Here is a 19,427-nt window from a genome sequence, read left to right on the forward strand (position 1 = left end):
CCTTTCGGACCGCGGAACCCGCGGAACCACCCCGCGGCAGTGCCGGTTGGGGGACTTGGGAGGCCGGTCACATGGTTTTGCCAGACATAGGGGTTAGGCTGAGGTATCTACAGAGCAGAGTTTGCTCGCTACGCCGGCTGGGAAGTCGAAGAAACCCAGAGGGCCGCATGAGCACAACTGCACAACCAGCTGCACCGAAGACCCGCACCAACTCCGTCGTCAGCAGCTATTCAGGGCTGCTGAAGGCCGTTCGTGAAGAAGGGCTGCTCAAACGCCGCCGCTCCTTCTACATCACGACCTTCATTTTTCTCTGCGCGGGCCTTCTGGCCGCCGGAACCGGGTTCTTCCTGATCGGCGAAAGCTGGTTCCAGCTGTTGATCGCCGCCGCGCTGGGCGTGCTGCTCACGCAAATGGCGTTCATTGCCCATGAGGCAGCGCACCGCCAGGTCTTCGAGTCCGGTCCCGCGAACGACCGCGCCGGACGCTTCGTGGCCAATGCCGTCGTCGGCATCAGCTACCAGTGGTGGATGAACAAGCACAGCCGCCACCACGCCAACCCCAACACGGTGGGCAAGGATCCGGACATTGACATGGACACCATCTCCTTCCTGCCGGAACAGGCCGCGCGCCAAAAGGGCTTCATGGCCTGGTTCGCCCGCCGCCAGGGTTGGCTGTTCTTCCCGCTGCTGACGCTCGAGGGGATCAACCTGCACGCCACCTCGATCAAGCACCTCTTTGCCAACAAGCAGGTCAAGGGACGCGTAACCGAACTGTCCATGGTGTTCCTGCGCCTGGGCCTGTACCTGGCTGCCGTGTTCTTCTTCCTGCCGGTCGGGATGGCCTTTGCCTTCATCGGCGTGCAGCTCGCGGTCTTCGGCGTCTACATGGGAGCGTCCTTCGCCCCGAACCACAAGGGCATGCCGATCATCCCCAAGGACTCCAAGGTGGACTTCCTGTCCCGTCAGGTCCTCACCTCGCGGAACATCAAGGGCACGGGCATGAACACCCTCATGGGCGGTCTCAATTACCAGATTGAGCATCACCTGTTCCCGAACATGCCGCGCCCGCACCTGGCGCGCGCCTCAGAAATCGTCAAGGAGTACTGTGCCGAGCACAAGATTCCCTACACGGAAACCACGCTGACCCAGTCCTACGGGATCGTTGTCCGGTACTTGAACGAGGTGGGCCTGGCGGCCCGCGATCCGTTCGACTGCCCGATGACGGCCCAGCGGCGCCGTTAGCCGCTTCTGCCGAAGCCGGTGAAGCCGGCAGTACCGTCCTTGACGGTACTGCCGGCTTTTTTGCTTCCGGGGGTGATGCGTCTGACAGACTGGAGTCATGTCGCAGACACCTTCGGACTCACCGTCCTCCCAAGCCCGGCCCGCCGTCAAGGAAGTTAAGGAGCAGGCCAGCCACATTGGCATGCGCCTTGAAGACTCCCTGCACAGTTACCGGGAGGGCCGCGCCCGCAAGCGCGGGGAGGTCCAAACGGTCCTTCCCTTTACCGGCTATGGCACCACGGAATGGGTCCGGGTACTGGGCCGGGTCATCCTTGCCAAGCCAGGTTACGCGGCCTCGGGGGAGAACTCAGCGGGAGCCAAGGTCATCCGTGACGGCATCCGCGGCTGGCGGAACTTCATGAGCCCGCCGATCAACAAGGCCGAAGTCACGGTGGAGATTGGGGGGGAACGCCATTCGGTGACCGCGGACCGCGGCGGCGTCGTCGACGTGGTCCTTCCGGTGCAGCTGGCGCCGGGCTGGACTTCCGTCATACTCCGCTCCGAAGACTCCGAAGCCGCCGTTGCGCCCATCTACATCGTGGATCCCGCCGCGGCCGTTGGCGTTGTTTCCGACATTGACGACACCGTCATGGTGACAGCGCTGCCCAGGCCCTTCCTGGCCGCCTGGAACACCTTCGTGCTGGATGAGCACGCGCGCACGCCCACGCCGGGCATGGCCGTGATGATGGACCGGCTGGCACGGGAGAACCCGGGCAGTCCCGTCCTCTATTTGTCCACCGGCGCCTGGAACGTTGCCGCAACGCTGACCCGGTTCATTACCCGCAACCTGTATCCGGCCGGGCCGCTGCTGCTGACCGACTGGGGACCCACCCGGGACCGCTGGTTCCGCAGCGGGCCGGAGCACAAGAAGACGCAGCTGGAACGCCTGGCCAAGGAATTCCCGCACATCAAGTGGCTGCTCATCGGAGACAACGGGCAGCATGACGAAGCCATTTATGCGGCCTTTGCCCAGCAGTATCCGCAGAACGTGCGGGCCATTGCCATCCGGCAGCTGTCCGCCGGCGAGGCGGTGCTGGCCGGTGGCCGGTCCGCGTCGCGGGCCGCGGAAACGCCGTCGGACATTCCGTGGATCTATGCGCCCGACGGCGCCGGGATGGCGGCGCAGCTGGCCGACCTGGGGCTCCTGCCCGACGCCGGCTAGCTTAGGGCTGGTCCTCTTCGGTCCGCACCGTGCGCAGGATCCTGCGCATGCTCATCGCCAGGGATGCCGTGACGTCCACCGGGCTGTCGGGGGACGCAGCCGAATTCATGTCGATCTGGAGGCGCCGGACAGCGTCTTTGGCTTCGGAGAATTCGTCGGTTCCGGCATCCCAGGTTTCCACTGCCTCGCCGCACGCGAGCATGGCCTCGGAGAGCTGATCGGCGAGCTCGGCGGGAACCGGCATGTCCTCGGGGCTGGTCCAGATAGCGGTGGCCAGGACTTCGGTCATGTCCTCCACGTACAGGGTTACCCGTTCCATTGCCCGCAGCGCGCGGTAGTCCGCAGAGAGGTCACGCTGGTGGCGGCGGCTCCGCAGATTGCCGTAACGGCTGCTGTCAGCCAGCTGTACCGATTCACGCACTTCCCTGCTGAAAGCCACCAGTTCCGTCCGGCGCTTGGACCAGTCCTCGTGCTCGGGGGGCCAGGATTCTGAGATCGCCGTACCCATTTCCTTGAGCTGCCTCGCCAGGGACAGCCGCAGGGAAGCCAGGCCGTCCACGGCGCCGCTAAGGTGCAGCGGAGGGAAAACAATGGCGTTGACGGTGAGTCCCACGGCCACGCCCACCAGCATCTGCACCGCGTAGCCCAGGGAGTAGCCATCGGGGTCGTCTCCGCCCAGCACCAGCACAAACAGGGCCGCCATGGGCAGGTAGTCCTTCCCCGCGCCAAGCCGGGGAATACCGGCCAGAAGTACCCCCAGCCCCACGATCAGGGCAATGGTCCACACTGACGGTCCACCGAACACCAGGGCTATGAGCGCCAGCGCCATGCCCGTGACCAGTCCGATCAGTGTTTGCAGCCCGGCTTTGGCGGAGCCGGACACGGTGGGATACATGCTCACCAGCGCGCCCAGCGGCGCGTAATAGGGGTAGTGCGAGGCGATGCCGGGGACCAGCGGCGCCACCGTCCAAGCGATACCCACCGCAAGTGCCGCCTTTATCGCAAGCTGGATGCGGGTGTAGCGCAGCATGCCGGTGAGGCGGTTGGAGACTTTGGCGACGGAGGCGCCCCGCAGGAGACTACCCGTCCGGCGGAAGAGGTTCTCGGTAGTGGGCATCATGCCAGTATTACCCGGGGCCGCTGCCAGACGCGAGTCCAGTATCGCGGGTCACAGCGTTGCTCCAGGCGCCATGGCGCGGCTGGCCGGCCTGCCTAACTGTCAGCGGCGGTCCGGGGTGCGATGCTCTGCGTCCTCAGGATCTCGGCCAGCTGGTCGAGGAAGAGGCGGACCTGCGGGTTTTCGCGCTCGTTGATGACCAGCGCGAAAATGCTGCGCGCAAGCCGGATCTCGGGCACATCCAGGAGGATCACGCCGTCGTGCCGGTTAAGCATGGCCAGCTCCGGGACAAGGGCGGCGCCGAGCCCGGCTGCGGCCATTTCCAAACTCGCATTAAAATCGTCGCAGTAGGCGGCGACGTGGGGATGGAGGTTGCAGCCGGCAAACAGGCGTTCAATGACCAGCGCATCCGGGGTGCCGGGATGGTGCATGATCCACGGCATGTCGGAGAGCTGCTCAGCGGAAATGCGGGCCCCTTCTCGGATGCCCCAGGACCGGGGCAGGACAACCCGGAAGTCGTCGTCGCCCAGCCACTGGCGGCTGATCGTCGAGGGCCAGGCCAGCCCGCCCTGACCCACCTGGTAAATGAGGGCCACATCAAGTTCTCCGCCGGCGCGCAGTCCCTGGATGGTCTGGCCCGGTTCCGCGACATGGATTTTCAGGTTGATGCCCAAATCCTTCCAGCCGGGGGAGCCCACCAGCAGGGGAAGGGCGAAGGTCGCCAGGCTGGGAAAAATGCCCAGGCGCAGTTCGTGTTGGGTGCCGGCTTCAACCCTGGCCGTGGCGGCCATCAGCGCATCCATGTCGGTGAGGACCTTGGCAGCGTGTCGGGCCATGACGACGGCGGCTTCCGTGGGCACCGCGGTGCGGGCCGAGCGTTCAAACAGGTGCGTTCCGGTGGCCCGTTCCAGGGCGGACATCTGCTGGGAGACCGCCGACGCCGTGTAACCCAGCCGCAGGGCCGCCGCAGCGAATGACCCCACCCGGATGACTTCCAGGAGGGTCTTGAGGTGAATCGGGTTTAGCACTGGTACCGCCTTCCATGGCGTCATGCTCCCTGCCGCCGTCGACCACTGTATCCGGTTGCCCCGCAGCCCCGGCTGCCCCGAAGCCCGGGCCGGAACCGCGACACGCCCGCGTTTTGCGACACGCGCCTAAATTGTGGCCTTGGCAACCCTCCCGGGGGTGTGTGTTCGTTCTGCACAGCCTGTGGAGAACCTTGGCCGGACCTGCGGGAATCCACGGAATTTTCCGCCCCGCCCTGTGCATTAACTGTGGACGACGGGACCGGCGAATGACATACTTGTAATACATCATCTTGGGGTTCCCGTTGCAGCTGCGCACTAGATGTAGTGTCTGGATGTAGTATCAATGGACAGACTTCAAGGCTTCACAAGGGGAGACCAACCATGACCGTTACGGTTTACACCAAGCCCTCCTGCGTTCAGTGCAACGCTACATACCGGGCGCTGGACAAGAAGGGCATCACGTACCAGATCGTGGATATGTCCCAGGACGCCGAGGCCCTGGAACGGGTCCGCGCACTGGGTTACATGCAGGCTCCCGTCGTCGTTACCGAGCAGGATTCCTGGTCAGGTTTCCGCCCGGACAAGATTGACGCGCTGGCTCAGGCATCGGTTTCATCTGTCGCTTAAGCTTCGCTTCCGCAGCACCGGCACCACCACACGTTGTACCCGCACCGTCAGGAGCGCAGGAACCATGACACTGGGGATAGCACACCGCTCCGGGATGACCCCGGCTCCGGAATCCGCAGCAGACGCGCAGCCCGTCACTGACGCACCCCTGATTTACTTTTCATCGGCGTCCGGATACACGGCCCGCTTTGTCGGGAAGCTTGACACGGCCGCAGGAAAAATCCCGCTCCACACCTCCGAACCCACACTGCTGGCCCAGCGCCCGTACGTCCTGCTGCTGCCCACCTACGGCGGCACCGCGGAACAGCCCGGAGCTGCGGCGCGGGGCGCAGTACCCAAGCAGGTCATCAAATTTCTCAACAACGAGCACAACCGTTCCCTGATCAGGGGAGTGATTGGTGCCGGCAACACCAACTTTGGGGACACCTATTGCCTCGCGGCGGACATCATCTCCGTGAAGTGCAAAGTCCCCGTCTTATATCGATTTGAACTCATGGGCACGTCCGAGGACGTTGCCAAAGTTAACGAAGGATTGGAAGAGTTTTGGACGCATCAGTCGCAGAAGCCGGCATGACGGACTCCAAGGAGATGCCGGAGGCCTACAAGGACCTGGGCTACCACGAGCTCAACGCCATGCTGAACCTGTACGGCAAGAACGGCGAGATCCAGTTCGACGCCGACCGCGCTGCTGCGCGCCAGTACTTCCTTGAGCACGTCAACAACAACACCGTGTTCTTCCACGACCTGGAAGAGAAGCTGGAATACCTGGTCAAGAACGAGTACTACGAGAGCGAAACCCTCGACCAGTACTCCATGGACTTCATCCGCGAGCTGTACCAGCGCGCCTACAAGAAGAAGTTCCGCTTCGAGACCTTCCTGGGCGCCTTCAAGTTCTACACCTCCTACACGCTGAAGACCTTTGACGGCAAGCGTTACCTGGAGCGTTATGAAGACCGCGTCTGCATGGTGGCCCTGCACCTGGCCCGCGGCGACGAGAAGCTGGCCATGCAGATGGTCGACGAAATCATCGGCGGCCGCTTCCAGCCCGCCACGCCCACCTTCCTGAACGCCGGCAAGGCCCAGCGCGGCGAGCTCGTGTCCTGCTTCCTGCTGCGCATCGAAGACAACATGGAGTCGATCGGCCGTTCCATCAACTCCGCCCTGCAGCTGTCCAAGCGCGGCGGTGGCGTGGCCTTCGCACTGACCAACATCCGCGAGGTTGGTGCGCCGATCAAGCAGATCGAGAACCAGTCCTCCGGCGTCATCCCCGTGATGAAGCTCCTCGAGGATTCCTTCTCCTACGCCAACCAGCTCGGTGCCCGCCAGGGCGCCGGAGCGGTGTACCTGCACGCCCACCACCCGGACATCAACCGGTTCCTGGACACCAAGCGGGAAAACGCCGACGAGAAGATCCGCATCAAGACCCTCTCCCTCGGCGTCGTCGTTCCCGACATCACCTTTGAACTGGCCAAGCGCGACGAGGACATGTACCTGTTCTCCCCGTACGACGTCGAAAAGGTCTACGGCATGCCGTTCTCGGACATCTCGGTCACCGAGAAGTACTACGAGATGGTGGACGACGCACGGATCAAGAAGACCAAGATCAAGGCCCGCGAGTTCTTCCAGACCCTCGCCGAGATCCAGTTCGAGTCCGGCTACCCGTACATCATGTTTGAAGACACGGTGAACAAGGCGAACCCGATTGACGGCAAGATCATCATGTCCAACCTGTGCTCCGAGATCCTTCAGGTTTCCGAGCCCACCACGTACAACGATGACCTTTCCTATGCCGAGACCGGCAAGGACATTTCCTGCAACCTGGGTTCGCTGAACATTGCCAAGACGATGGATTCCCCGGACTTCGGCCGGACCATCGAAACCTCCATCCGCGCCCTGACCGCCGTGTCGGACATGAGCCACATCGGTTCCGTGCCGTCCATTGCCAAGGGCAACGACGCTTCCCATGCCATTGGCCTGGGCCAGATGAACCTGCACGGTTACCTGGCACGTGAGCGCGTGCACTATGGGTCCGAAGAGGGCATCGACTTCACGAACATCTACTTCTACTCCGTGGTTTACCACGCAGTGCGGGCGTCAAACCTGCTGTCGATCGAAACCGGACGCAAGTTCGCCGGCTTCGACAAGTCCAAGTACGCCACCGGCGAGTTCTTCGACAAGTACGTGAACGAGGAATGGGTTCCGAAGACACAGCGCGTCCGTGAGCTGTTCGAAGGCATCCACATCCCCACTCAGGCTGACTGGGCAGCGCTGAAGGCTTCGGTCATGGAGCACGGCATCTACAACCAGAACCTGCAGGCTGTGCCGCCCACCGGCTCGATCTCCTACATCAACAACTCCACCTCCTCGATTCACCCGGTGGCTGCGAAGATCGAGATCCGCAAGGAAGGCAAGCTCGGCCGCGTGTACTACCCGGCTCCGTACCTGACGAACGACAACCTGGAGTACTACCAGGATGCCTACGAAATCGGCTACGAGAAGATCATCGACACCTACGCCGCTGCCACGCAGCACGTGGACCAGGGCCTGTCCCTGACACTGTTCTTCAAGGACACCGCCACCACGCGCGACATCAACAAGGCGCAGATCTACGCGTGGCGCAAGGGCATCAAGACCATTTACTACATCCGCCTGCGCCAGCTCGCGCTCGAGGGTACTGAGGTGGAAAATTGCGTCAGCTGCATGCTGTAACGGTTAGCTAACCGGTATGGAAACGACGACAACGGCGCCGGTGGGGTTTGTTTATGGCATCCGCCTCCGCGGAGAGCGGGAATACCGCTATGTGGGCTTGACCACCAAGACCGTCGCTCGTCGTTTCGCTCAGCATCTGAAAGCCGCTCGGGGCGGCCGCAGGACCCCCTTCTATGACTGGCTTCGTAAGCAGGACCAACATGGGGTCCGTGCGGATGAACTGCAGGAAGTGTGGGACCTGGCCGACCTCGGCCAGTCAGAGATCAATTGGATTGCCTACCTGAAACGGGATGGAGACCGCCTTTTGAATCTTTCGCGGGGTGGTCTTGGCCCCGCAGGCGTTCCTTGGACAGCCGAGCAGCGTGAAGCTGCTCGGCTCAGGTCCACCGGACGAAAAGGGCTCAGCCGCTTCGGCGAAGACAACCCGTTCTACGGGCGGTCGCATACTCCGGAGCAACGCCTCAAATGGGCGGAGGAGCGGAAGGGCCAGTACGCTGGTCAGGAGAACCCAAACTTCGGCAAGTTCGGCGCCGAGCATCCCGGATTCGGACATTCCATGACGGCAGTAGCCCGCCAGGAACTGTCGGAAGCCAGGACCGGTGCAGGCAATCCAAACTTTGGTAAGCAGGCCAGCGCGGAAACCAGGGCAAAAATGTCTGCGGCTCGATTAGGACGTCCCAAGCCCTCAAGTCGCCGCAGCGCCCACACCAGACATCACACCAATAAAGGCATTGAGAAAGCCGGATGCAGGTATTGCGTCGAGAACTCAGCCACACCAAGTCTCTCTTCAGAAAGCGAATCGGAGTCATGACAGAGAAAATTAAGCTGCTCAGCCACGTTGAGGCGATCAACTGGAACAAGATCCAGGACGACAAGGACGTAGAAGTCTGGAACCGTCTGGTCAACAACTTCTGGCTGCCGGAGAAGATTCCGCTGTCCAACGACGTCCAGTCCTGGAACACGCTCACTCCGGAGGAGCAGCAGCTGACCATGCGCGTGTTCACCGGCCTGACCCTGCTGGACACCGTGCAGGCCACGGTTGGCGCAGTCTCGCTGATCCCCGACGCCATCACCCCGCACGAGGAAGCCGTCTACACGAACATTGCGTTCATGGAATCGGTCCACGCCAAGAGCTATTCCTCGATCTTCTCCACGCTGGCCTCCACCAAGGAGATCGACGAGGCGTTCCGCTGGTCCACCGAGAACGAGAACCTGCAGAAGAAAGCCCACATCGTCACCGATTACTACCGCGGCGATGATCCCCTGAAGCGCAAGGTTGCCTCCACCCTGCTGGAGTCCTTCCTCTTCTACTCGGGCTTCTACCTGCCGATGTACTGGTCCTCGCGGGCCAAGCTGACAAACACGGCCGACCTGATCCGCCTCATCATCCGCGACGAAGCTGTTCACGGCTACTACATCGGCTACAAGTTCCAGAAGGGCCTGGAAGGCGCCTCCGAGGAACGCAAGCAGGAGATGAAGGACTACACGTTCGAGCTGCTCTTTGAGCTGTACGAAAATGAGGTCCAGTACACGCACGACCTGTACGACGGCGTCGGCCTGGCCGAGGACGTCAAGAAGTTCCTGCACTACAACGCCAACAAGGCGCTAATGAACCTGGGCTACGAAGCCATGTTCCCGTCCGCGCTGACGGACGTGAACCCGGCGATTCTGTCCGCGCTCTCCCCGAATGCGGATGAGAACCACGACTTCTTCTCCGGATCCGGTTCCTCCTACGTGATCGGCAAGGCCGTAAACACGGAAGACGACGACTGGGACTTCTAGTTTCGTAGTTCCCCAAAGGTCCCGCACATTCACTGTGCGGGACCTTTTTCGTTGCAGTCGATCGCCGTAAGGTGACACCGAAGAAGACTCATCAGGAGCTGACATGTCCCTTGTACGCGTGCACAACTTCTCGGTATCCCTCGACGGCTTCGGCACCGGAGCCGGCCAGCAGCTCAACGCTCCCTTCGGCCACGCGGGAACACGGCTGGTGGAGTGGGCCTTCGAAACGCGCACCTTCCGGGCCATGGGCATCCATGGAGAGTCCGAGGGGTCCTTCGGGGTGGACGAAGCGTTTGCCGGCACCTGGGGGCCCGGGATCGGCGTGGAAATCATGGGCCGCAATAAGTTCGGTCCTCACCGCGGCCCCTGGGAGAACGAGGAATGGAAGGGATGGTGGGGCAGCAACCCCGTCTTCCATACCCCGGTCCTGGTCCTGACGCATCACCCCCGGCCGGTCCTGGAGATGGAAGGCGGAACGACCTTTCATTTCGTTGATGCGGACCCGGTGTCAGCGCTCCGGCAGGCCCGCGCCCTCGCCGGTAACCAAGACGTGCGGATCGGCGGCGGCGTCAGCACGGTGCGGCAGTTCCTCGAAGCTGACCTGATCGATCACCTGCATGTTGTCGTCGTGCCAATCGTCCTGGGCCGGGGTGAACGGCTCTGGGACGGACTTGAAGGACTCGAAGAGCGCTTTGACATCGAAGCGACCCCTTCTCCGTTCGGGGTTGTCCATTTGGTCTTTACCCGTCGGCGGCGCGGTTAGTCCTCGATCACCGTGGACGGCCGCTGCCGCGTCCGCCTAGTCTTCGCGTCATGACTGAAGAAAAGAGCGCCAACAAAATCGAACCGCCGCTGGCCGGAAGCGAGTTGGAGACTCTGGTGGGGTCTCTCGACCGGCAGCGTGCCACCTTCGCCTGGAAAACCGCCGGCCTCGATGCCGAGGCTCTCGCCGCCACGGTTGGCGCCTCCGCCATCACCCTGGGCGGCCTGCTCAAACATCTCGCCAGTGTGGAGGACATTTACTTCGCCTGGCGGCTGAAGGGGCAGGACCCGGGTATCGCCGTGGAATACCGTGGACTGGGACAATGATCCGGACTGGCCGTGGCGGACAGCCGCCGAGGACAGCCCCGACGAGCTGCTTGATCTGTGGAATGGTGCGGTGGAGCGGTCCCGGCAGCGGCTTGCGGACGCGCTCGACGGCGGCGGGCCGGGAATGCTGCTGCCGCCGGTTAACGGCGATGTTGGCAGCCTGCGCCGCATGCTGATTGACCTGGTGGAGGAGTACGCCAGGCACGTGGGGCATGCTGACCTGATCCGGGAATCAGTGGATGGCCTGGTGGGGGAGGACCCTCCGGCTGGCTTCCCCAGCCCCGGTGCAGGGGTTCGCTGAACCCGGCCAGCACAGGGGGCGCTCCGGACCTCCCGCGTCGAAGGAGGTGATCCACCCGTGGTTATGGGAAAGTTGCGGTGGAGGAAAAATGCCGCGCCAGCACGTCAACACTCATATCGCGATGATCGCGTCCGTGTGCCTTTGTCTTCTCGCGTACCTCTCCTGGTCCGGTCAACCGCAGGAAGCGGACTCAGATGCTGCCGCAGTAACCGCCGGCGCTGACTTCGATTCGCCGGACAGCATCAGCGTTGTCATTAACAAGGACCGGCCTCTGGCGGCGGAATATGCACCGCAGGACCTGACGGACGCCGGGGGAGTGCTGATGCGGGCTGAGGTGGGAGAAGCTTTCCTCAAGATGCGCGCTGATGCAGCCGCCGCCGGAGTAGCCATATCAGCCGTCAGCGGGTTCCGCCCGGCCAGCCAGCAGGCGGATCTGCATTCTTCCTATACCGACCGTTACGGCGGCGCCGCAGCTGAGTCGCTGTCAGCCCGCCCCGGATACAGCGAACACCAAACAGGACTTGCCGTGGATATTGCCAACCCCGACGGCGCCTGTTCGCTCCAGGCCTGCTTTGAAGAAACCCCAGCGGGCTCCTGGGCCGCCGCCAACGCCCACCTCTATGGATTTGTCATCCGCTACCCGGCAGGAGCTGAAGCCGTCACCGGGTATTCCTACGAGCCATGGCACCTGCGTTATGTGGGGGTGGATTCCGCTCACCGCATTGTTGATGCCGGAATCACGCTGGAAGAATTTGCCGACCTGCCTGCCGCACCCGGGTACTGAATCATGCTGAGTCATTTAAGCTGCGGAAGAGGAGGACATTTGTGCGCTTATTTAGGTAGGTTGATGTTTGAACCTGTTAAGAGAAGTTTTCAGTTTCCGAATCGGGACGAAGACTTCGTCGCACAGCCATAGTTGGGGGAACTAATGTCTGAGAATCTGGTCTTTTGGTTGACGATTGCAGCAGGAGTCATGCTCGTCCTCCTGCTCGCTTTAACCATCAAATCCAAGATGGTTCCGGGGACGGAAGCCTCAGGGACGAAAGCAGGAAGACGCCCGAAGATCAAGAAGCCGCTTCTCACCGCTGAAGACGTTGTGGCCCAAAGATTCATGCCGACGAAATTCAGGGAGGGCTATGCCCAAAAGCCTGTGGATGAGCTACTTGAAGGAATAGTTCTGGAACTTCGGCGGCTGCAGGAAGAGAACGAACGTCTTCAGCTAAGAATGGCTAACCCCCGAAGTGAACCTGTTTCAGTCACTGATCCGATTCTTTCTCCGGAGCAGGTGGTGAATCAGAAGTTTACGCCGACAAAATTCCGCGAAGGGTATGCCCAGGACGAGGTGGACGATTTTCTGGATAAGGTCGTCCTGGACCTCCGGCTGTGGGCGTCGGAAAACGACCGGCTTCGGGAGCAGATTACGGGGAACGTGAGCTTGTAGGATCCACGCCGATCAATCCTGAAACAGATTCCAAAGTTTCTGGGTCGTATTCCAGCTGCGGATGGTCATGGATTTGTACAGGGGAGAGGCTGCAATGGCGCTCAACCGGCTCTTGGTCCGCTCAGAACTGAGCCGCTGGGAGTAGATGACGCCCTCGCCGGGCCAGACAGCGTCCACTCCCTCCCTGGGGTTGAACACGTCCATCGCCTCAGCGGGGTCGATGCCCATGAGGAAGATCGCGTCGGAATGGTATTTGCCCGGCTGTTCGCCGAATCCCTCGGGCTTGTGGGCAACCACGTCCTGCAGCTGTCCGCGGTCGAGGACCAGCACTCTGACAATCTCATCGTCAAGCTTGAAGTTCTCAGTCAGGGCTGCTTCGATCCGCGGCCCAATGACCTCGGCGGGTTCAGTGGATTCGAGCAGCACGTTGCCGCTTGCAATGTAGGTGAGCACCTGTTCGTAGCCCAGGCCTTCCAAATGTCCCTTGAGCGTTTTCATCGGGACCTTGTTTCTTCCGCCGACATTTATGCCCCGCAGAAGAACCAGATAGGGGGTCGGTTCCATCAGCTCTCCATCCAGTAGCGGCCACCCGCCGCGGGTCTGGGCGTCTTCCAGCGAATTTACCCCGGGACGGGCAGAAGACCTAGGGTTCCGGCGCCATTCTCCAGCCGCCGGAGTCCACCTCGACGATTACCGGCGGCTGCGCCACGATGCCGCGCCGGTGCAGGGCTTCTGCCAGATCCGCCGCGGGCGCGGTCACTGCAAAGGTCTCACCCCGGTACAGATCGGCAGTTTCATTCACCAGGAAGATAACGTGAGCCCAGCCGCTCGCCGCGAACCGCCCGGCCACCGGGAGGCGGACCAGCCAGGCCGGTGCGGGATCGCCAAGCGGGAGGAGGACAACCGTTGCCGGGCACTGCAGGTCGCTCACTCATCCACCGGAGGATTCTGTCCCTGAAACAGCCGGCCGGTCGGCAGCGGGACCTCGATCGTCTTCGTCATGTCCGCAGACTTGGCTATTGGCTCCTGCCACCGTCGGCGCGACCAGCACCCGGTCCCGCCGCACTTCCTGGATGAGGACCTGTTGGTGCTGGCCATCGACAGACAGCCACCACTCATCCATGAACATCCGCAGACCCAGATCGTCGAGCAGGCTCTCGGCCGATTCCAGATCCGTTGCCGCTGACCGGCGCCGGTGGAGCAGGTCAAACGGAACGAACCCGCCGTCGTCGGTCATATGGATATAGCCCACATGTTCACCGTCCAGCTTCCGCAGATGGTCAAAGGTGTTCTCCGGCGGCATTGGCAGAGACATGGCGGATCAGCCGGCCACTTGTTGGCGCTGCCCGGTATCGAGGCCGGCCACGGCACCGCCGTCGACCAGCAGATCCACCCCCGTGATGAAGCTGGCATCGGAGCCGAGGAGGAAGGCAACTGCGTTGGCGATGTCGCCCGGAGTGCCCACACGTCCGGTGCCCGATGCCTCGATCATGGCGCGCATGTGGGCACCGGATTCGCCGGCGAGCTCCTGCTGGCCCATGGGCGTGGAGATGATGCCGGGGCTGATGCTGTTCACGCGCGCCCCGCGCGCACCCCAGCGAATGCTGGCCGCCTGGACGCGGACCTGGTTGGCGCGCTTTGCGACCAGGTAGGCGTACCCGGGGTTGTCGATTCCGCCGATGAACGGAATCAGGTGCAGGTCATCCACCGGCACGGTGGCCAGGCTGGCCAGGACATCGGCGGGGATGCTGCCGCCGGACATATAGGCGGACATGCTGGAAATGACGACGCCGGCACCGCCAGGAGCGATGACCTTCTCGAATTCCTCCAGCACCAGGGCCGCGCCGATCAGATCGACCTTCCAGATGGCTTCGACCGGAGCTTGGACAGGGGAGAGCCCGGCAGTGTGGACAACCTGGGTCACCGCGCCCAGTTCGGCGGCAGACGCAGCCAGCGCCGCCACCGAATCGCGCGATGACACGTCCACACGCTGGGTGACGACGTCGTATCCGTCGCCCAGAGCGCCCGCTGCCACCGTCTCGAGGAGCTCTTCGTTAAAATCGGCCAGCAGCACCTTTCGGCCTGCCCCGGAGCGGCGCATGACTGCCTGCCCCATGCCGCCTAAACCAACAATGACCAGTACTTCAGCTGCCATGACGCTCCAATATCGCAGGGTCCGGGCAGGAAAAGCCCCGGTACTCTTCGAGGATAGACGCCTGCGCCACTGCCGTCCTGTGGAGACCGCCGGGGGACGGCTGCAACTGCGGCTACTCCTTCAGCGGGACGCCCCGGGCATCGGCGCGGAACATTTGTGCACCGCAAAGGATCATGATGCCTTCGATGAAGCCCCAAAGCGACGCGATGCCGAAAGTGACCAGCGAAAGCACCAGCTGGACGACGCCCAGCCCAATGTGTCCGAGGTAGAAGCGGTGGATTCCCAAGCCGCCCAGGAAGATGCCCAGCAACCCCGCCACCAGCCGGGACTTTTGTTCGATATAAGGCTGGCCATAGGGGCCCTGTGCGTACGGGCCCGGTCCGTACCCCGGCTGGGGGTACGCCTGTCCCGGTGCCGGGTATCCGGGCTGCTGGTAGGGCTGGCCCTGCTGCGGATATCCCTGCTGGGGATAGGGCTGGCCGGGCGCCGCGGGGTATCCCTGCTGCGGGTAGCCCTGCCCCTGCTGCGGTAAACCGGTCTCGGGCTGTCCCTGATGTCCCTGGTCCGTGCCTTCATGTTCCACGGAAGGCGGGGGTGTTGGAGCAGGCATCTCCTGCTGATCTTCGCTGGAGGCCGGGCCCGGCTTGTTCTCTGACATTGGTTCCTCTCACTGCGTTCCCCCAAAGGACCGCTACATCTGAACGGCAGTCGGATGTTTCGCCTGGTGAAGCGGAATTCCGAACCTACGGAACTCTAACAGTTCCCCTGGCTGTGCCCCGGCTGCGTAACGACGACGCCTTACCCAATGCCGCCTCAGGAGGATCCGTATGCCCGTGGGCGGCAACCGGGACTACTCGGTGCCGCCGTCGCCATTGTCGATGCTGTGTTCTATTGCTGGTCTCTTGCTGTGCTGACGGAAACGGCTTCTTCCGTTTCGGTGTTCCCTATTTTGCCCGGGAAACGTGCTCTTTCTGCACCCGACGAGGCCCTGGACGCCGAAAGTGAGTATGTAACAATTTACCTGCAAAGTACTCGAATCGGCTGAGCCAGCCTGATTCGTGGAAATGTGGTGGCATACGGTATAGGTAGCGCGCGGGAACCCGATCCTGCCGCCGTGAAAAGAGTTCAGCAAAATGTCCCGCAGCCAATTCATGGCGGTGGGGGAAGCGCTATCGGGGCCCAGCCGCAGCTCTCTATGCGGCAAGGACAAGGGCATAAGGAACCGTGGGGGTTCCTGACTTCCTGCGGAAACGCGCGGGGATATCAACCACATCATCCAGGACATAAATGAAAACCACGACGCTTTCCACTGGTCTCACATCAGTTGCACTGACCGCTCTGCTGGCCGTCTCCTGCCTTGCAGGTCCCGCGGCGGCTGCGGTCCCCGCAACAGGGACCGACACTGCTCCGATCGGTATCAGCGAGGCTGAACAGGCCAGGATCATCGGCGAAAACGGCGCTTCCATGGGACAGGGCCTGAACCGCCTCGGCGTCACGGGCGATGCCCAGCTGCCGGCGCCCGATGAATCCGCAGCTCCGGCACCGCAGGCCGAGTCGGACGCTCCCGCCCCGCAGGCTGAATCCGAAGGCACCGCTGCGCCGGATGCGGGTGTCAGTGAGCCCGAAGAAGGAACCGCCGCCCCCGAAGAGGGAACCGCCGCCCCCGAAGCGGCTGAACCGCTGGCAGGGAACTGGCGGCCAGCAGGCATCCAGGGGATGGACGTGTCCAGCCACCAGGGCAACGTGGATTGGAAGCATGCCTGGGGGCTGGGCTCGCGGTTTGCCTATGCCAAGGCCACCGAGGGAACGGGATACAAAAACCCCAACTTCAACCAGCAGTACAACGGCTCGTACAACGTTGGCATGATCCGCGGTGCCTACCACTTTGCCCTGCCCAGCGTGTCTTCGGGTGTCGCCCAGGCCAACTACTTCGTGAACAATGGAGGCGGCTGGTCCGCGGACGGACGTACCCTGCCGCCGCTCCTGGACATTGAGTACAACCCCTACGCGTCCCTGGGGAACACTTGCTACAACATGAGCGCCGGGCAGATGGTGAACTGGATCCGGGACTTCTCGAACCAGGTCAAGGCACGCACCGGCCGCGCCCCCATGATCTATACGACCACTGACTGGTGGATCACCTGCACCGGCAACAGCGCCGCGTTTCGGGACAACCCGCTGCACATCGCCAACTACAACCAGGTCGGAGCCGGCCGGCTGCCCGCGAGCTGGAGCGTCTACAGCTTGTGGCAGTACAGCAGCACCGGACCGTTTGTCGGGGACTCCAACGTCTGGAACGGAAACGCAGCCGGACTAACGGCGTTTGCCCGCGGCGCGGCGCCTGCTCCGGCTCCTCCCGCCCCCGCACCCGTTCCGGGGCCCTTCCCCGATGTGCCGGCCAAGAGCCAGTTCGCCAAGGAAATCTCGTGGTTCAAGGCCCAGGGCATCACCACCGGGTATCCCAACGGCACCTACCAGCCCCTCGCGCCGGTCAACCGCGACGCCATGGCAGCCTTCCTGTACCGCATCAAGGGCAAGCCCGCCTACACGGCACCCAAGGCCTCGCGCTTCCGGGACGTGGCAACCAACAACATGTTCTACCGGGAAATCCACTGGCTGGCGGCCAGTGGGGTAGCCACGGGATGGAACGGAAATACTTACCAGCCCGGCAGCGCCATCAACCGTGACGCCATGGCGGCGTTCCTGTACCGCCTGGCCGGCAGCCCGCGCTACAACCCTCCGGCGGTTTCTCCCTTCCGGGACGTGGCAACCGACAACATGTACTACAAGGAAATCAGCTGGCTGGCGGCCCAGGGCATCTCGACCGGCTGGGGTGACAAGACCTTCCGCCCGTACCAGCCCATTGCCCGGGACGCGATGGCCGCTTTCCTCTACCGGTACGACGCCAAGTTCTAGGCAGTCTGGATTCCCGCACAGCCGAAGCCGGATACCCGGTTCCGGCACCACAGCCGGCAGCACTCACCTGGTGTGCTGCCGGCTGTGGACTGCCAGGGAGGTGACGTAACGAACTCCCGGACGGTCTGGTCCGGCCGCAGACGCCGATACGATTTAACGCATGAACATTGAACTGCGGATTCCACCGAAGCTGGGACGGGAATTGGAGGAGCTCGCCAAGGAACAGGGGGTTTCGGTTGAAGTTCTCGTGGTTAATGGAGCACGCCTGCTCCTTGAACACCGAAACCGCCGCACCCACTTGGCATGAGCATTTCCCCGGTGAACGGGATACAACTGCGTTAAAGAAATTCAGCGGTACATTGCTGAAATACCACAGATAAGCAGCCTAGCCGTAACTTTTTGCGGTCTCGGCTTTGGTTTTGAACGAATCTTCGTTCCCGGGCAGTTACGATACTTCCAATCATGAAGAACAACACCATATTTCGGGCCGCCGTTGCCGTCCCCGTTTCCTGCGCCCTTATTCTTGCCTCGCTCGTCTTTCCCTCTGCGGCGGCAGCTGATTCGAGAGCAATGCTCCCGGCAGTTTCCACTGTCGAGGACATTGTCGAAGACATTGCCGAGGACAGCACCGGGGGCTTTCCGGTAATGCCTGAAACCCCTCGGCCCGATCCGGAATCCCTTTCCCCCGAAGCAGCGGAGGCCTCAGTGGCAGCCGCTGCCGCGGATGCTGCCCAGGGGGTGGATCCGGCAACCCTTCCGGAGGGAATGAGCGCGGGAGCGGCAGCCGCGCCGGACGCATCCACTGACGCGGTGCGCAGCGACCGTTTCGCCGGACAGGTTTTTGACCTGATGAACGCAAAGCGCAAGGCAAACGGCGTTCCGGCCCTCGTTTGGAACCAGCGCATTGCCGACGTGTCCCAGGGCTGGGCCAACCATCTTCGGGTGACCACCGCCGACCCCAACTTTGACTGGGCCGGAATTCACCGGGCGGATGCGGGCGGATCACTGATTCCCCCGGGGGCGAATTGGTACGGCGAGATCATTGCCTTCAACTTCTCAGCCACCCAGGTGGTGGACTGGTGGATGAACTCCCCGGCACACCGGGACGCCATGCTTGATCCGCGGGAAACCCATGCAGGAGTCGGGTATGTGGTGCCCACCAGCGGCCCGTACAAGGGCTGGCACCTGGTGGTCTCCAACCTGGCCGGCTATCCGAAATCCACCAAACCCCCAGCGGTGTCCCCGTTCAGTGACCTCACCGGCGGGCAGCAGTTCCTCGCCGAAATGAACTGGATGCACAAGCAGGGAATTTCCACCGGCTGGGCGGAAAAGAACGGCACGCGGACGTACCGTCCGCTGCAGTCCGTGAGCCGTGAGGCCATGGCCGCCTTTATGTACCGATTGAAGGGTTCCCCCAAATTTACGGCGCCGGCCAAATCGCCCTTTACCGATGTTTCGGTATCCAACCCGTACTATAAGGAAATTTCCTGGCTGGCATCCCAGAAGATATCCACGGGCTGGGTCCAGAAGAATAAGACAAAGGTATTCCGTCCGCAGGCTCCAGTGGACCGGGATGCCATGGCTGCTTTCCTTTACCGGTTGTCCGGTTCACCAAAGTACACACCGGCAAAGAAGTCCCCCTTTGTGGATGTTGCCGTTTCGCACCAGTTCTATAAGGAGATTTCGTGGCTGTCGGCCAAGGGAATATCCACCGGCTGGCCGGCGGCCCAGGGCAAGGCGGCATACAAGCCGACTCAAACAGTTGCCCGGGATGCCATGGCCGCCTTCATGAAGCGCTGGGCGTCATAGGAAGCCGAGGC

Annotated in this window: 21 protein-coding genes and 1 pseudogene; 15 read left to right on the plus strand and 7 right to left on the minus strand. The window is 62.5% G+C overall.

Annotation, left to right across the window (positions count from 1 at the left end; translation table 11 throughout):
- The first annotated feature begins 167 nt into the window (after positions 1-167).
- Positions 168-1,241, plus strand: coding sequence for an acyl-CoA desaturase (locus tag AAE021_RS04410; RefSeq protein ID WP_342024419.1), 1,074 nt, complete (start codon positions 168-170; stop codon positions 1,239-1,241).
- Positions 1,242-1,338: 97 nt separating this feature from the next.
- Complete coding sequence (locus tag AAE021_RS04415) at positions 1,339-2,442, plus strand: App1 family protein (RefSeq protein WP_425362446.1); 1,104 nt, start codon at positions 1,339-1,341, stop codon at positions 2,440-2,442.
- Position 2,443: 1 nt separating this feature from the next.
- Here the strand turns inward: AAE021_RS04415 and AAE021_RS04420 are convergent, their stop codons facing one another.
- Entirely contained in the window at positions 2,444-3,559 is a 1,116-nt protein-coding gene (locus AAE021_RS04420) for an FUSC family protein (RefSeq protein WP_342024420.1), read from the minus strand.
- Between the two features lie 95 nt (positions 3,560-3,654).
- Positions 3,655-4,587, minus strand: coding sequence for a LysR family transcriptional regulator (locus AAE021_RS04425; protein ID WP_342024421.1), 933 nt, complete (start codon positions 4,585-4,587; stop codon positions 3,655-3,657).
- Between the two features lie 381 nt (positions 4,588-4,968).
- On the opposite strand from AAE021_RS04425, the gene nrdH reads away from it, so the two are divergent.
- The 10 genes and pseudogenes from nrdH to AAE021_RS04480 form a co-directional block, all read left to right on the plus strand.
- Positions 4,969-5,214 carry a glutaredoxin-like protein NrdH gene (nrdH, locus tag AAE021_RS04430; RefSeq protein ID WP_229965442.1) on the plus strand — a complete coding sequence of 82 codons (246 nt, stop codon included), beginning with the start codon at positions 4,969-4,971 and terminating at the stop codon, positions 5,212-5,214.
- Positions 5,215-5,278: 64 nt separating this feature from the next.
- Positions 5,279-5,788 carry a class Ib ribonucleoside-diphosphate reductase assembly flavoprotein NrdI gene (gene nrdI / locus AAE021_RS04435; protein WP_425362447.1) on the plus strand — a complete coding sequence of 170 codons (510 nt, stop codon included), beginning with the start codon at positions 5,279-5,281 and terminating at the stop codon, positions 5,786-5,788.
- A gap of 14 nt (positions 5,789-5,802) precedes the next feature.
- The gene (nrdE, locus tag AAE021_RS04440; RefSeq protein ID WP_342025309.1) at positions 5,803-7,923 is read left to right on the plus strand and encodes a class 1b ribonucleoside-diphosphate reductase subunit alpha; all 2,121 of its coding nucleotides are present in this window, start codon (positions 5,803-5,805) and stop codon (positions 7,921-7,923) included.
- Positions 7,924-7,939: 16 nt separating this feature from the next.
- Positions 7,940-8,734: an NUMOD3 domain-containing DNA-binding protein gene (locus AAE021_RS04445; protein ID WP_342024422.1), complete on the plus strand. Its 795-nt coding sequence runs from the start codon at positions 7,940-7,942 to the stop codon at positions 8,732-8,734.
- Positions 8,731-9,705 carry a class 1b ribonucleoside-diphosphate reductase subunit beta gene (nrdF, locus tag AAE021_RS04450; RefSeq protein ID WP_342024423.1) on the plus strand — a complete coding sequence of 325 codons (975 nt, stop codon included), beginning with the start codon at positions 8,731-8,733 and terminating at the stop codon, positions 9,703-9,705. Before AAE021_RS04445 ends, nrdF begins: the two co-directional genes overlap by 4 nt.
- Positions 9,706-9,808: 103 nt before the next feature.
- On the plus strand, positions 9,809-10,468 hold the full coding sequence (locus AAE021_RS04455; protein ID WP_342024424.1) for a dihydrofolate reductase family protein: 660 nt from the start codon (positions 9,809-9,811) through the stop codon (positions 10,466-10,468).
- Between the two features lie 50 nt (positions 10,469-10,518).
- Positions 10,519-10,794, plus strand: a complete 276-nt coding sequence (locus tag AAE021_RS04460) for a DUF664 domain-containing protein (RefSeq protein ID WP_342024425.1) — start codon at positions 10,519-10,521, stop codon at positions 10,792-10,794.
- Positions 10,778-11,095 (plus strand): DUF664 domain-containing protein, encoded by a 318-nt coding sequence (locus tag AAE021_RS04465; protein ID WP_342024426.1) that lies wholly within the window; start codon positions 10,778-10,780, stop codon positions 11,093-11,095. Before AAE021_RS04460 ends, AAE021_RS04465 begins: the two co-directional genes overlap by 17 nt.
- Positions 11,096-11,183: 88 nt before the next feature.
- Positions 11,184-11,879, plus strand: coding sequence for a M15 family metallopeptidase (locus AAE021_RS04470; RefSeq protein WP_342024427.1), 696 nt, complete (start codon positions 11,184-11,186; stop codon positions 11,877-11,879).
- Between the two features lie 441 nt (positions 11,880-12,320).
- Positions 12,321-12,515 (plus strand): annotated as a pseudogene (locus tag AAE021_RS04480) (DivIVA domain-containing protein); the annotation flags it as partial.
- Between the two features lie 33 nt (positions 12,516-12,548).
- Here the strand turns inward: AAE021_RS04480 and AAE021_RS04485 are convergent.
- The 5 genes from AAE021_RS04485 to AAE021_RS04505 all read right to left on the minus strand — a co-directional run bounded on the left by AAE021_RS04485 (position 12,549) and on the right by AAE021_RS04505 (position 15,349).
- A complete protein-coding gene (locus AAE021_RS04485; RefSeq protein ID WP_342024428.1) occupies positions 12,549-13,100 on the minus strand; it encodes a DUF1697 domain-containing protein in 552 nt (183 codons plus the stop codon).
- Between the two features lie 79 nt (positions 13,101-13,179).
- The gene (locus AAE021_RS04490) at positions 13,180-13,467 is read right to left on the minus strand and encodes a hypothetical protein (protein WP_342024429.1); all 288 of its coding nucleotides are present in this window, start codon (positions 13,465-13,467) and stop codon (positions 13,180-13,182) included.
- Positions 13,468-13,851 (minus strand): hypothetical protein, encoded by a 384-nt coding sequence (locus AAE021_RS04495; protein WP_342024430.1) that lies wholly within the window; start codon positions 13,849-13,851, stop codon positions 13,468-13,470.
- A 6-nt stretch (positions 13,852-13,857) separates the two neighbouring features.
- A complete protein-coding gene (locus AAE021_RS04500) occupies positions 13,858-14,691 on the minus strand; it encodes an SDR family oxidoreductase (protein WP_342024431.1) in 834 nt (277 codons plus the stop codon).
- 112 nt (positions 14,692-14,803) lie between these two features.
- Positions 14,804-15,349, minus strand: coding sequence for a TM2 domain-containing protein (locus tag AAE021_RS04505; protein WP_342024432.1), 546 nt, complete (start codon positions 15,347-15,349; stop codon positions 14,804-14,806).
- A 629-nt stretch (positions 15,350-15,978) separates the two neighbouring features.
- Between AAE021_RS04505 and AAE021_RS04510 the strand changes: the two genes are divergently transcribed.
- The 3 genes from AAE021_RS04510 to AAE021_RS04520 all read left to right on the plus strand — a co-directional run bounded on the left by AAE021_RS04510 (position 15,979) and on the right by AAE021_RS04520 (position 19,416).
- Complete coding sequence (locus tag AAE021_RS04510) at positions 15,979-17,607, plus strand: GH25 family lysozyme (RefSeq protein WP_342024433.1); 1,629 nt, start codon at positions 15,979-15,981, stop codon at positions 17,605-17,607.
- A gap of 160 nt (positions 17,608-17,767) precedes the next feature.
- Complete coding sequence (locus tag AAE021_RS04515; protein ID WP_152217919.1) at positions 17,768-17,914, plus strand: toxin-antitoxin system HicB family antitoxin; 147 nt, start codon at positions 17,768-17,770, stop codon at positions 17,912-17,914.
- 155 nt (positions 17,915-18,069) lie between these two features.
- Positions 18,070-19,416, plus strand: coding sequence for a CAP domain-containing protein (locus AAE021_RS04520; protein ID WP_342024434.1), 1,347 nt, complete (start codon positions 18,070-18,072; stop codon positions 19,414-19,416).
- The last annotated feature ends 11 nt before the right edge of the window (positions 19,417-19,427 follow it).

Origin of the sequence: Arthrobacter citreus, from assembly GCF_038405225.1 — a bacterium.
Classification (GTDB): Bacteria; Actinomycetota; Actinomycetes; order Actinomycetales; family Micrococcaceae; genus Arthrobacter_B; species Arthrobacter_B citreus_A.